Raw genomic sequence first — 12,986 nt, forward strand, 5'->3', positions numbered from 1 at the left:
CCCGGGACGACCGCGCGGACATCACATCCCGGGAGTTGTGATACGGGAATTGACGCCCGGCCGGTGCATTCGGCAGAGGTCTCAGGGGGATGGAGATCGAGTCGCCTTTTTGTTCCCAGGGTGATGGTGGGCGGAATGGTTGACATGAGAATAAAGAGAAGGCAAAAGCCCCTGAGGAACGTCCATTTCTGTGCGGGGGCACGTCCGGCGAGTGCGAGGGCGCGTTTATGGAATATGCCGGATGGCCTCGTGTGCGGAGAAACGCGCCCCGCCGGGAAAGGCTCCGTATCGGCAGTGGGGTACACGAATCACCGACGGCGGGAAACGGAAAGGAAAAACGCGCCGGTGCGGACGTCTGTCGCCCCTCGTACGGCTCCGGCCGCCGGTTCCCGGCCGCGTCGGCGCCGGCCGGGCCCGCCGTCCGGGCCCGGCCGGCGCGCGGCCCCGACGCGGGCCGGCCGTCAGCCCGTCGTGACGACCGTGAACAGGCCGCCGTCGGGGTCGCGCAGTGTGGCCTCCTCGGGGAAGCGCGAGGCGGCCGGCGGATCGACGACCCGGCCGCCGGCGGCGGTCGCCGCGTCGGCCGCGGCCGAGACGTCCGGCACCCGGAAGAACACCCGCCAGCGGGGCCTGATCCGGGGGTCGGGGGCGCTCTCGATCGCGCCGCCCCGCAGCGCCGCGACCGTGTGCGCGCCGTCGCGCACCAGCACCTCCTCGTTCTCGTAGTGGACCTCGCAGCTCTCCCGGTCCTCCGCGCCCCACAGCAGGACCTGTCCGTAGAAGATCGCGGCGGCGAAGGCGTCGCGCGTGCGCAACTCCAGCCACGCCGGCCCGCTTCCCCGCCCCACCGACCAGTCGCGGGCCGTGGGGCCCTCCCAGAATCCGAACACCGCCCCGTCCGGGTCGGCCGCCAGGGTGGCCCGGCCCGGGGGCATCGCCAGTGGGCCGACGGCGACCGTCGCCCCCCGCTCACGGATGCGTGCCGCCGTCAGGTCCGCGTCCGCCACGGCGAAGTACGGCGTCCAGGCGACCGCGGTCTGGAGGCTGGAGGCGAGCGCGCCGATGCCAGCCACCGGCGCCCCGCCGGAGAGCGCCACGGTGAACTCCTCGCCGAGCCGGGTGGGACGGAAGGTCCAGCCGAGGACCGCGCCGTAGAAGTCCTGGGCGGCTTCCAGACCGCGGGCCATCAGGCTCACCCAGCACGGAGCCCCGAGTACGGGGTGACGTGACGCCGCCATGACTGTGCCGCGCTCCCTTCGCCGTGGTGGGATTGCCCGGTCGGCCCCTGTCCGGGGTGGCCCGGGCCCGGATGCCATGCTTCCCCCAGCCGTGCCGCCCCGCACCTCGGAGCCGCCGCCTCGGAGCCGCCGGGAGCGCGGAGGGGCCGGACCCCTCAGCCCATGGCGCGGTCGAGGTTGATCGCCGAGCTGATCAGGGCGAGATGCGTGAACGCCTGCGGAAAGTTGCCCAGGTGTTCGCCGGTCATGCCGATCTGCTCCGCGTACAGGCCCACGTGGTTGGCGTACGTGAACATCTTCTCCAGCGCCAGCCTGGCCTGCTCCACGTCGCCTGTTCTGGCGAACGCCTCCACCAGCCAGAACGAGCAGATGGAGAACGTGCCCTCGGTACCCAGCAGGCCGTCCGGCGACTCCTTCGGGTCGTAGCGGAAGACCAGGCTGTCCGCCACGAGCCGGCCGGTGATGGCCTCGACGGTGGACAGGAAGCGGGGGTCGGCCGGCGAGACGAACTTGACCATGGGCATCAGCAGCAGCGAGGCGTCCAGGATGTCCGGTGGCGGACTGTCCGCGTCGGCGGACAGCCGCTGGACGAACGCGCGCGCCCGGGGATCCCAGCCGCGCGCCATGATCTGGTGGTAGATCCGGTCCCGGACGGTGGTCCAGCGGCCCAGGTCCCCGGGCAGGCCGCGCTGCCGTGCCATCCGGATCATGCGCTCGACGGCCACCCAGCACATCAGCCGTGAATAGGTGTGGTGCTGCTGCCCCGCCCGGGTCTCCCAGATGCTCTCGTCCGGGGTGTCCCAGTGCTCCATGAGCCAGTCCAGGATCGCGCACAGGTCCATCCAGCTCGCGTGCGAGATCCCCGGGCCGTACTTGTTGAACAGGTAGACCGAGTCGATCAGTTCCCCGTAGATGTCCAGCTGGCGCTGGAGACCGGCGTCGTTGCCGGTCCGTACCGGATACGAGCCCCGGTAGCCCTCCAGATGCTCCAGCGTCTCCTCCGGCAGCCGCTCGGCTCCGTCGATCGAGTACATCACCCGCAGCGGTCCCGCGTGGCCGTCCCCCGCCGTGCGCAGCCGCTCGGTCAGCCAGTCCATGAACGCCTGGGCCTCCTGGGTGAACCCCAGGCGGAGCAGCGCGTACAGCGAGAAGGCGGCGTCCCTGATCCACACGTAGCGGTAGTCCCAGTTCCGCGCGCCGCCCACCAGCTCGGGAAGTCCGAGGGTCGGCGCGGCGACGATCGCACCGGACGGCTCGTGGGTCAGCAGCTTGAGGGTGAGCGCCGAGCGGTGCACCATCTCCCGCCAGCGGCCGGTGTACGTCGACTGGCGCAGCCAGCGGCGCCAGAAGGCCACGGTGGCCTCGAACAGCTCCTCGGCGACCACCGCGTCGACCACGCCCGTGGCACAGCTGATCGGATCGTCGGCGGCTTCGAGCACGAACAGCGCCGACGCGCGCTCGGGGAGGTCGAACTCCGCCCGGACGTCGCCGGCGTCCGTCTCCAGCGGGACGGAGGCCCGCAGCGAGAGCGTGAGCGCGGCAGCGGTGAACCGCACGCCGTCCGGTGTCCGCTCCACCCGGTGACTCGCGCGGCCGTAGTCCATCCGGGGCGCGACCCGCACCGCGAGGCGCATCCGGCCGCGGACGTTGACCACGCGCCGCACCAGCCGCTGCCGGTGGTCCGGGTCCCGCTCCCGCCGGATCGGCATGAAGTCCTGGACCTCCACGATGCCGTCGGCGGTGAGCATGCGGGTGATGAGGATGTTGGTGTCGGGGAAGTAGAACTGGTTGTGCGTCGCGACCTGGCACACCGGCTCGATCGACCAGCAGCCGCCGCGCTCCGCGTCCAGCAGCGAGCCGAAGACACTGGGGGAGTCGAAACGGGGCGCGCAGAACCAGTCGACGCGGCCGTCCGTGCCCACCAGCGCGGCGGTGCGCAGATCCCCGATCAGGCCGTGCTCGGCGATCGGCAGGTACGTGTCGTCCGGCTCGCCCCGGGGCCCGGGACCGGCCGCTCGGTCGTCGTCCCTCATCCTGTCGAGTCTCCCGCACCGGCCCTCTCGTCGCACGTCGGACCGGGATGTCGCGCCGGTGGCGCCGGCGGTGCCGACGCGGGTGCCCGTTCCGGTGCCGGTGAGGCCGGGCCGGACCCCGGCTCAGGCGGACGTCTGGCCGCCCGTGTGCGGGACACCGGCCGTGCCGTTGATCTTCTCGATCGCCTGCCTGGCGTGTTCGCCGGGTGTGCGCGCGGCCGGCGACGAGATCCCGGCCGGTGCGGCCGCCTGGGGCGGGGCGGCCGTCACGGCGGGCGGGGCGGTGGCGGCGGTGGCCGCCCCGGAGCCCGTCGAGGACGCGGAGGTGACGGGCCAGTCCTGGGCGGGCTTCGCCCGGTGCGTGGTCCGGGAACGCAGCCGGTGGCTCGCGGCCTCGTCGAGACTGACGGGACGTTTCATCTGCGCGGCCAGCCGGCTGGCCTCCTGCCCCAGCGCGGCCACGTCCTCCCACTCCAGGCGGACCACCAGACGGAGTTCGGCCTCGCCTCCGGGAAGGGCCTGGACAGGCGGGCCGGCATGGCCGGTCATGGAGTCGTTCATGGGCTGGATCCTCTGGGTCTCGGGGCGAGCGCGCGACCCCGGCGGGAAGGCCGCGCGTCCGGCCGGTACGGCGGATGCTGTCCAGAGTCATACGGAGATCGCCGCCGCCGTGTTCACCAGCGCTCTCGCCGATTCCGCGAGCGCTTACCGGCGGGGCGGGGCGGGCCGAGCCGGAAGGGACCGGGGACGAGCCGGGGACGAGCCGGGCCGGGCCGCTTTCCGTGGCCGCGGGGACGGAAAGCGCCCCGGTACCGTCGGGGTACCGGGGCGGGAGGGCGGGCACGCGGCGCCGGACCGCGTCGGGCGGCTCAGCCGTCGGAGTAGCTGAAGTCCCCGACCGTCCAGGCGCTCACGTCCTTGATGGCGATGCGGTACATGCCGCCGGTCTCGGGAATGCCCACGCTCCCCTGGAGGATGCGTGCGACGTGGAAGTGCAGATGGGTGGGCGGCTCGTCGTGGTCCCGGGGAGCCGGACCGCCGCCGGGGGACGTGAAGATGGCGGAGAAGGACCTCAGCCGTTCGGAGTCCGCCAGCACCTCCGCCACGCGTTCGCGCCACACCGACTCGGGAGCCAGCCGTCCCGTGATGACGCCGCCCGGGACGACCACGGTGAGGGACATCTGATTACTTTGCTCGGACTCCACCGCGATGGCGATGTCAACAAGCAGATGATCAGGCTTCGACATGGGCGCCGACTCTACTACGTCGGCCCGGTGCCTGTGTGCGGGGCGGTCCCGATGTGGATGGCCGTGGCCACCAGACCGCGCGACGCGATCCAACGGCCCGGGAACTGAGTCACCTGTAGCTCGCCGATCACCGGCCCGGGCACCAGCAGCCGGGCCAGAAAGGTCCGGTCCGACGGATCGATCTCGATCTCCGCCTCCGTGAAGTCCAGTTCGCGCCGGGTGAGCGGATACCACACCTTGAAAACGCTCTCCTTCGCGCTGAAGAGCAGACGGTCCCAGCTCACCCGCGGATCGCGCGCGGCCAGCGCTTCCAGACGGGCGCGCTCGCCCGGCAGCGTGACGACGTCCCGTACCCCCTCCGGCAGGGGCGCGTCCGGTTCCGCGTCGATGCCCACCGCGGCGGTGCGCGGGGATCTGGCCACCACCGCCGCGCGGTAGCCCTCGCAGTGCGTCATGCTGCCCACCACGCCCGCGGGCCAGGACGGCGCGCCCCGCCGGTCGGGCAGCAGCGGTACGGGGGCCTCGCCCAGCCGGCGCAGGGCGCGCCGGGCCAGGAACCGTACGGTGGTGAACTCGCGCCGCCGTTTGGGCACCGCCCGGGCGATCAGCGCCCGCTCCTGCGGGAACAGTTCGTCGGACGGATCGCCCTCGGGGTCGTCGTACGCGGCCTCGGCGGCGACCCAGTCCGGCAGTATGCCGCCGATCACCGTGGATCCAGCTCCTCGGGCAGGGGCAGGATCCGCCGTAGTGGTTCCCGGGGCGGACGCGGTCGCCACTCGCGCGGATAGCCGATCGAGACCTCCTCGAAGCGCACCCCGTCGTAACGGGTGACCCGGGGGATGTGCAGATGTCCGTAGACCACCGACACGGCCCGGAAGCGCACGTGCCAGTCGGCGGTCAGTTCCGTACCGCACCACTGCGCGAACTCGGGGTGGCGCAGGATCCGGGTCGGCTCACGCACCAAGGGGTAGTGGTTGAACAGTACCGTCGGCAACGACGGGTCGAGAGCCCGGAGCCGGCGCTCGGTCGCCGCGACCCGGGACCGGCACCAGGCGTCCCGGCCCGGATGGGGGTCCGGGTGCAGGAAGTACTCGTCGGTGCAGACCACTCCCGCCTCGGCCGCCACCCGCAGCGAGTCGGCGGTGGTGGTCGTACCGGGTGCCCGGAAGGTGTAGTCGTACAGCAGGAACAGCGGTGCCACCACCGCCGGTCCGCCGGCGCCCTCCCACACGGGATACGGATCCTCCGGTGTGACGATCCCCAGCTCCCGGCAGAGTTCGACCAGGCGCAGGTAGCGCTCCTCGCCGCGCAGTGTGCACGGGTCCTTCGGATGGGTCCACAGCTCGTGGTTGCCGGGCGTCCAGAGCACGCGGGAGAAACGACCGGCGAGCAGACGCAGTGCCCACTCGATGTCGGCGTACTTCTCCGCCACATCACCCGCGACGATCAGCCAGTCCTGGTCGGAGTGCGGCCGCATCCCCTCGACCAGCGCGCGGTTCTCGTCGTAGGCGATGTGCAGATCGCTGACAGCCAGGAGTCTTCCGTCGGGCACGGTGATCCTCAACGTCGGGGGCGGTCGGGAGCGGACGCCGGTCCGGTGCGGGACGGGGGCCGTACACCCCCGGGCACCGACGGGCCCGTGCGTCCGTGGACACGAACAGGTCCGTGCGTGGCGTGGACAGGGGAGCCGGGGTGTGCGGAGGGTACGAACGCGCCGTGTGCCGCTGTGAGTTCGCCGCACCTGTTTCGCCGCACCTGAGGTGTGCGGGGGTCCGCCCGGGCTCCATGACCACCGATCATATCCGCGTGGCGCGCGATGACCAGGTGGCGGCGGCGCCGGGCCCCACGGGTGCGGTCAGACGCGTCCGGGCCGACGGTGACGCGGTCACCGTCGGCCCGGATGGGGGGTGGGCGGACACGGGGCGCGGCGGCCGCGCTCGGGTCGCCGGTGCCGGCGCTGCTCAGCTCCGGGGCGCCTGGTAGAGCCCACGCCCGGCCCGGTGCGCCCGCGAGGAGCCGACGAGCCGGTCGAGTGTGCTGCGCACGGCGTTGATGCTGCCGGGCGTCTGGTCGCGGTCCAGGGCCTCGGCCACATCGCGGGCACGGACCGGGCTGCCGCCCGCCGCGGCCAGCACGGCGAGCACCTGTTCGGTCAGGCCTGCCTGCGTGTCGCCGTCCCCGCTGTCCGCCGCCTTGGAACTCACGGCCTTGCTGTCGGCCGTCTTGGCGGTGACGGCCTTGGCGGAAGCGGTCTTGGTGGCGGTCTTGGCCGCGGCCGTCTTGGTGGGGGTCTTCACGGCGGCCGCCGGGGCGGTCGTGGTCCGCTTGGCCGCACCGCGTGGGGCGGGGGCGCGCTTGGCCTCGGGCCGCTTGGTCTCTGACTTGCGCTCCGGGGCCGGGGCGGAAGGCTTCTTCGTGGCACGGGACTTCGCGGGCCCCGCGGCCGGTGCCTTCTTCGCCGGGCGGCGCTTGCTGTCCTTGGCGGCCTCCTCCGCCGTGCCCCTGCGGCCGGACCGGGCGGCCGTGGTGTCACCGGCGGCGCCCGGGGTGGCCCTACGGCCCTTGCCGCGTACGGGAGTTGACGGAGACGCCTCGGCGGACGGCCGCTGCGCGGGAAGCTCCGTGGCCGTGGCGGCGGGTGCCTCGGCGGCCTGTTCCGCCCCGGCCGTCACACCGACGGTGCCGTCGGTGGGAGTCCTCCCGGTCGGCGTGCCGGCGTCCGTACCGGCTCCGCCCGCCGGCCGAGCGGTGTCGGTGGGGGCGTCCGCCGCGTCCGCCGACTCGGGCTGACCGGAGAGCGCGCTCAACGCGCCCAGCGCGGTGCGCACCGAGTCCAGTCGCGAGGTGACGCTGGCCAGTTCCTGTTCCAGCGACTGCTGATGTTGTTCCAGGCGGGGGAGTTCGTCCCGCAGGATCTCGGTGGTGGATTCGATGCTGCCCGGTGTTCCGGACACGGATGTCATGGTGTCGCCCTCTCGTCGGTGCCACCGGTGTTGGCGTCGGTGGCCGGTGCACAACAGCCTAAAGTCTGTTGCGTTGTGACCGGTAACGAATGAACGTACTCCCTTCCCGCACCGAAGCACACCACTTACACCGGAACCGGGGCCGACGAGAAGCACGAGGTGTATGAAGGTGAGGTGACGTGATGTCAGCTGAGGGGCAGTGGCAACCGCCGCGGAGTGCCGCGTCGGTGCTCGGTGCTCGGTGCTCGGCGCTCGGCGCTTCGAGGTTCGAGGTTCGAGGTCCGGGGGTTCGAGGTCGTGGTCCGTGGGGACGGGGAAACACACCGCGCGGTGGCCAAACGCTTGGAAGGCGTACAGGTGTGCGGATGGCGCGTCCGTCGCGGTGTGACCACGCGCACACCCTCCGCCCGCCCCGTGACATGGCATGGGGTGCCGGACGCCCGGGCACCCGGATCTGTTGTCATCCGCCCGTAACGCCGTGGCAGCTCGGACGTACAACCGGACTGTTACCGTCGTAGGACGCGGTCGCCGCTGCCCGCCGGTCTGATGTCGCTCTCCGTGACCGGTCGTACAAGGAGGCTCGTGCACGCTCCCTCATCCCTCCGCCGTTCCGTACCCGCCTGGCTCGCCCACCCACTGCGCTGGCGCTCGGCACCCATCCCGCGGACCGCCGTGCTGCGCGGTGCCCTGAGCGCGGGCCCACTGCTCGCCCTGGGGCTGCTCAGCGGACAGCAGAGCGCCGGGGTCCTCGCCGCGCTCGGCGCGATGCTCGCCGGAGTCAACGACCGCCCCGGCACCCGTCGCACCGGCGCGGTGCACATCGGTCTGCCCGCCGTCGCCGGCTGCCTCGGGCTGCTGTGCGGCGGTCTCCTCGGCGAGGCCGGCGGCCGCTGGATCGCCGTGCCCGCGCTCTTCGCGCTGGGCTGGCTCTCCGGCGCGCTCAGCGTGGCCGGACCGGTGTGGTCGGCCGCCGCCATGCAACTGCTGGTGGCCGCGGCCATCGGCGCGGGGATGCCCATCCCCGGCGCCGCCTGGCTGAAGGCCCTCTGCTTCCTGGCCGGCGCCTGCTGGCTGCTGCTGCTCAGGATCGTGCTGCGCGCCCCGCGTCGGAGCGGCGGTCGGCACGGTGGGGAGCGCGAGGCCGTCGCCGCCGTCCTGGACGCGCTCGCCGACGCGCTCCACGCCGTAGGCGGCCCGGACGCCGAGCCCGCCCGGCGCCGGCTGACCGCCGCCCAGCACCGCGCCGACGAGGCGCTGCGCCTGATGCGGCTGCTGCCGTGGCCCGGGCGGCGGCACGGCACCGGACACACTCGGACCGACGCGCTCACCCGGCGTTATGGTGCGGCCACCGCGTTGTGCGAGGCGGGCGTCGCGCTGTTCTGGGAGGGCAGGCCGCTGCCCCGCCGGGTGGCCGAGGGCCCGCGCAGGCTCGCCGCCGCCGTCCGTACCGGTGGCACCCCCGGCGCGCTCGCCGGTCCGGCCTCCGACTCGGTCCAGCGGGACGCCTTCGACCGGGCCCTGCTGGCCGCCGCGGTGACATTCGACCGTACGGCGCCGTCCCGCCCCGGGACCGGGCGCACGGAGCGCCCCGGCCGGGCCGCGGGCGGAGCGGGACCGTACGAAGGACGGCCGGGGACGCCGGTGCGCACCGGCGCGGTCGTCCCCGGAGCACGCCCGGCGCGGCCGCCGGTCCGGCCGTGGCCCGGCAGGATCGCCTCTCCCGCCCAGCGGGAGAACGGACTGCGCGTCGCCCTCTGTGTCGCCGCGTCGGCCGCCGTCGCGCTCAGCCTGCACCAGGCGCACTGGTACTGGCTCCCGGCCACGGCGGCGTTCCTCGTGAAGCCCGACCTGGGCCCGCTGTTCTCCCGGGTGGTGAACCGCGTCGCGGGCACCGCCACGGGCGTGCTCGCGTTCACCCTGGCCGCGTCGCTGCTCGGCGGCACCTGGTGGCTGATCGCCCTGGTCGTCGCGGGCGGAGCGCTGATCCCGGTGGCCACCCGGCACTTCGGGTTCCAGACCGCGGTGGTGACCCTGCTCGTGCTGTCGTTCGTGTACGCGCTCGGTGACACCACGGCCACCGTCTCCAGGCTCCTGGACACGGCGCTGGCCTGCGCCATCGTGCTGCTGGTGGGCCACCTGCCGCAGCTGACGGACCCGCGTGTGCGGGTCGGGCACCGGTTCGCCGTCGCGCTGCGCGGCACCGAGCGCTACCTGCGCCATGTGCTCCAGGCCCCCGGCGCGCCGCGCGGTACGGACGACACCGCCGTCGAGCTGCGCCACGCGGCCTACCGCGCGCTCGCCGAGGCCCGCGCGGTGGCGGAGACGGCCGCGGCCGAGCTGCCGGGCCCGCGCCGCGCCCACCGGCACGACTGGCTCGCCGTGATGGCCCGGGCGGAGCGCATCGTGGACGCCGCCACCGTCTGTGCCGTACGGGTCGAGCACGGCGTGCCGATGCCCACGGCCGACGAGGTGCGCCGGGTGACCACGGCGCTGACGGAGATGGCCGACATCCTGGAGAGCGGCCGTGTGACGGCGCTCCCCGAACTGCCGGAGGCGCCACGTCACTGCCGGTCGCTGCGGGACGTGATGACCCAACTGGACGGCATCCGGAGCCTGACGACGGCCGCCTGAGCCCCGAGGCGGGGGCGGCCGACAGGTGCGCACCCGACAGCCGCCGTCCGGCTGCCTTCCCCACCGCCTCCACCGCCTCCACCGCGTCGGCGAGCGGCCTCGGCGGTCGACGCCGCCGAGGCTCAACGCCGGCCAGGTGCGGCGGGACACCGACGTGGCAGGTGATGACGTTGCCGGCGGTACGGGCGTACTGCCGGGAGCGGGCCGGGTGGTCAGCCCACTGCGGGGCGTGTGCGGCGTGCGGCGTGTGCGGGCCCCTCCGTCGCGATGTACCGGAGCAGGGCCGCGCACACGAAGGCCGCGGCCGCGTCGACCAATGAGAGCGCGAGGGAGTCGCTCCGTACGCCGGCGGCGAGCGCGACGGCCGCGGACAGTGCCAGGGCGACGTCCGGTGCGGCCGCGGTGGGCGGCAGCCGGGCCGCGAGGCCGTAGCAGACGCAGGCCAGCAGTGTTGACCCCAGCACATCACTGGGCCGGTGGTGGCCGAGGGCCTGGACGGCTGCGGCGATGCAGGCGAGCCACAGCACGCCGGCCGTGGTGACGTAGGGGCGGACGGGGGGGGAGGGGGGACACGACGAGGATGACGCCGACTCACCGCGGAGCGCCCCGCCGTCACCCGGCACGACGACGCGTACGACACGGCCGGTACGTCCGACCCCCGACTTCCGGGTCAGGCCCGCGCGGACCTGACCCGGGGCACGAGCGCACCACGGCCTACGGCTGCCGGCACGGCCCGCTCTCCGGTCTCCAGGCCGATCCGGACGACGTCCCGGCGCGGTCCGGCAAGCCCGTGCTGGTGGCGGATACCGCCCGCGGCCCGCTGGTTCGGGCACCGCTGACCAGAGCGTTCGGCCGGCGCCGGCCGGCGCCTCGTGTCGTCCTGACGGGCCCGCGTCGGCGCACCGGCCATGTCCCCCGGAAGGCCGGGCCGGCTTTCCGGGGGACGTCTCGCGTCAGTGGCCGGTCAGTTGACGAAGACCGGGCTGCCGGACTGGGCGGTGTCCTTCACCGGGCCGTACTTCGCGGAGAAGTAGCTGGTGGACGGGCAGGTGATGGGGCCGGACGCCTTGCTGAAGAGCTGGTTGGCGAAGGTGATGGAGTTGTCCGTGTTGGACGTCGTGCCGTTGATGCCCGTCGAGCTGTACGTGCAGGTCGTCACGCCGAGGATCGTGTTGAGCTTGACGGTGGTCCGCACCGAGCCCCCGGCGCCCACGACGAGCGCGCCGCTGGAGGAGACGGTCGTGTTGGCCGGCAGGTTGTCGACCGTGATGCTCTGCACCCCGGTCGTGCCCACGATGTTGGAGGTGCAGCCACCGAAGGTGTGGGCCGTCAGTGACTCGGTGGCGGTGCCCGGGGCCGTGGGATTGGCCGTGACCGTGGCCGTGAACGACGAGGTGGTGCAGGTGATACCGGTCGAGCCGCCGGAGGTGGTGCGGATCGCGACGGTCGAACCGGGGCTCAGTGACGAGGTGAGCGTGTCCCCGACGGCGACGGCGGAACCGCCGGCGCCGCCGTGGGTGAGGACATTGCCCGCGGCGGGGCCCGCCCCGGTCGCGAACGCCGGTCCGGCGGCGAGTAACGCGGTGATCGCGGTGGAGCATCCGGCGGCGAGAACAGTGCGTCGTACACCCATGGCGAAGTCCCTTTCGCGTGTCAAGGTGGAGGCGCCCGTGTGACGGCGCCGGGTACGGCCGGGCCGGCCGGTGAGGGCCGGCCGGACGTGAAGGAGGCTGTCCGGCGCCGGCTGGGCGCGGGTGGCGCGGGAGCGGACCTACGGAGGAGACCGGAGCGAAGCCGGGGCGGCTCGGGGCAGCGGGGCATGCGTGGGGACGCGGAACAGGCCCGGCGCCACGGACCCGGTCCGCGCCGCCGACCAGCGCGGCACGGGGGAAACCCAAGAGGGTTGTAGACCTGTCCGGCATACCCGGTCAAGGCTTCGCGGCCAAAGTGACCGAGGGAAGTTACCGGCGGTACCCGGACGTCAGCGGTGTCGCGGCCCGAGCACGTCGGGCGGCGTCGCCGGTCGGCGTGGTGTCATGACCCACCCGCACACCTGATCAACACCCAATTTTCACAAGGTAGTTGACCCGGCTACTACGCGGGAGTAACTTACCGTCGACTCCCAAGGCCGCGCCGGCACCCCCGGGGGAACCCGTCGGCGCCGGGAGTCGTCCGCGCCAGGACCTCGCCGCGCAAGCTCACTGTGCACCACACCGTCTTCAGGAGCAGCCCATGGCCTTGTCCGACGTCACCGGCGGCGAACCGCCCCAGAGACCACAGTTGCGGGGCAGGGTGCGGCTGCGCCGTTCCGCTCTCATGGCCGTCCCGGCGTTCGCGGCGGCCGCCACCCTGGTCGTCCTCACCGCACAGGGCGCCATCGCCGCTCAGTTCGCCATCTCGGGCATGCCGTTCACGGTCACCGCGGAACGCCTGGTGGGCCGGGGGTTCGAACAGTTCGGCGGCATGGACCAGATGGCGGAGGACAGCCCCAACGCCGGTGACACCGGCGGCCAGGTCCTCGTCGTGGTCTCCGCGATCAAGGAAGCGGAGCTGACCAAGCTGTGCCAGAGCGTCGAGCTCGGTGGCACCTATCTGCACATCACCGCGGGCGGCAAGGGCACCCCCGTCACCGCCACCGACCTGACCACCGACTCCACCGTGCTCACCGGCAAGACCGCGGACTTCGACAACATCGAGATCGGCGGCGACGCCAGCACCTTCACCAAAGCCGGCGTCAAGGGCCCCCTCGGCGTCTTCGGACAGCAGGCCGACAAGGTCACCATCACCAAGCTGCGGCAGACCAACTGGGCGACCACCGCCGTCAAGTTCCGGCTGCCCGACCTCAACCTCAGGTTCAGTTCGAAGGGCTGCTGA

Annotated in this window: 11 protein-coding genes; 2 read left to right on the top strand and 9 right to left on the bottom strand. The window is 73.3% G+C overall.

The window, feature by feature from the left end:
* Positions 1-461: 461 nt before the first annotated feature.
* From ACU6P3_RS31550 to ACU6P3_RS31580, 7 genes are all read right to left on the bottom strand, one after another.
* Entirely contained in the window at positions 462-1,238 is a 777-nt protein-coding gene (locus ACU6P3_RS31550) for a VOC family protein (protein ID WP_447195194.1), read from the bottom strand.
* 155 nt (positions 1,239-1,393) lie between these two features.
* The gene (locus ACU6P3_RS31555) at positions 1,394-3,271 is read right to left on the bottom strand and encodes a glycoside hydrolase family 15 protein (RefSeq protein WP_447195195.1); all 1,878 of its coding nucleotides are present in this window, start codon (positions 3,269-3,271) and stop codon (positions 1,394-1,396) included.
* 123 nt (positions 3,272-3,394) lie between these two features.
* The gene (locus ACU6P3_RS31560; RefSeq protein WP_447195196.1) at positions 3,395-3,832 is read right to left on the bottom strand and encodes a hypothetical protein; all 438 of its coding nucleotides are present in this window, start codon (positions 3,830-3,832) and stop codon (positions 3,395-3,397) included.
* A 308-nt stretch (positions 3,833-4,140) separates the two neighbouring features.
* Positions 4,141-4,518 carry a GvpU-like protein gene (locus tag ACU6P3_RS31565; protein ID WP_030740098.1) on the bottom strand — a complete coding sequence of 126 codons (378 nt, stop codon included), beginning with the start codon at positions 4,516-4,518 and terminating at the stop codon, positions 4,141-4,143.
* Positions 4,519-4,532: 14 nt separating this feature from the next.
* Positions 4,533-5,225, bottom strand: coding sequence for a 4'-phosphopantetheinyl transferase family protein (locus tag ACU6P3_RS31570; protein ID WP_447195197.1), 693 nt, complete (start codon positions 5,223-5,225; stop codon positions 4,533-4,535).
* Positions 5,222-6,070 carry a metallophosphoesterase family protein gene (locus tag ACU6P3_RS31575; protein ID WP_447195198.1) on the bottom strand — a complete coding sequence of 283 codons (849 nt, stop codon included), beginning with the start codon at positions 6,068-6,070 and terminating at the stop codon, positions 5,222-5,224. The genes ACU6P3_RS31570 and ACU6P3_RS31575 overlap by 4 nt, the downstream gene beginning before the upstream one ends.
* 409 nt (positions 6,071-6,479) lie before the next feature.
* Positions 6,480-7,472, bottom strand: coding sequence for a hypothetical protein (locus ACU6P3_RS31580; RefSeq protein ID WP_447195199.1), 993 nt, complete (start codon positions 7,470-7,472; stop codon positions 6,480-6,482).
* A 591-nt stretch (positions 7,473-8,063) separates the two neighbouring features.
* Between ACU6P3_RS31580 and ACU6P3_RS31585 the strand changes: the two genes are divergently transcribed.
* Positions 8,064-10,112, top strand: coding sequence for an FUSC family protein (locus ACU6P3_RS31585; protein WP_447195200.1), 2,049 nt, complete (start codon positions 8,064-8,066; stop codon positions 10,110-10,112).
* 212 nt (positions 10,113-10,324) lie between these two features.
* Here ACU6P3_RS31585 and ACU6P3_RS31590 read toward each other — a convergent pair whose 3' ends face one another.
* Both ACU6P3_RS31590 and ACU6P3_RS31595 read right to left on the bottom strand, forming a co-directional pair.
* Positions 10,325-10,639 (bottom strand): hypothetical protein, encoded by a 315-nt coding sequence (locus ACU6P3_RS31590; protein ID WP_447195201.1) that lies wholly within the window; start codon positions 10,637-10,639, stop codon positions 10,325-10,327.
* Positions 10,640-11,076: 437 nt separating this feature from the next.
* Positions 11,077-11,745 (bottom strand): Tat pathway signal sequence domain protein, encoded by a 669-nt coding sequence (locus ACU6P3_RS31595; protein WP_447195202.1) that lies wholly within the window; start codon positions 11,743-11,745, stop codon positions 11,077-11,079.
* Positions 11,746-12,344: 599 nt separating this feature from the next.
* Between ACU6P3_RS31595 and ACU6P3_RS31600 the strand changes: the two genes are divergently transcribed.
* Entirely contained in the window at positions 12,345-12,986 is a 642-nt protein-coding gene (locus ACU6P3_RS31600; protein ID WP_447195203.1) for a DUF6230 family protein, read from the top strand.

The organism is Streptomyces hebeiensis (assembly GCF_052983195.1).

What these genes read in the sequence shown, in the direction of transcription:
- ACU6P3_RS31595 (WP_447195202.1), bottom strand. Translation starts at nt 11,745, where the DNA reads ATGGGTGTACGACGCACTGTTCTCGCCGCCGGATGCTCCACCGCGATC.
- ACU6P3_RS31555 (WP_447195195.1), bottom strand. Translation starts at nt 3,271, where the DNA reads ATGAGGGACGACGACCGAGCGGCCGGTCCCGGGCCCCGGGGCGAGCCG.
- ACU6P3_RS31550 (WP_447195194.1), bottom strand. Translation starts at nt 1,238, where the DNA reads ATGGCGGCGTCACGTCACCCCGTACTCGGGGCTCCGTGCTGGGTGAGC.
- ACU6P3_RS31600 (WP_447195203.1), top strand. Translation starts at nt 12,345, where the DNA reads ATGGCCTTGTCCGACGTCACCGGCGGCGAACCGCCCCAGAGACCACAG.
- ACU6P3_RS31560 (WP_447195196.1), bottom strand. Translation starts at nt 3,832, where the DNA reads ATGAACGACTCCATGACCGGCCATGCCGGCCCGCCTGTCCAGGCCCTT.
- ACU6P3_RS31565 (WP_030740098.1), bottom strand. Translation starts at nt 4,518, where the DNA reads ATGTCGAAGCCTGATCATCTGCTTGTTGACATCGCCATCGCGGTGGAG.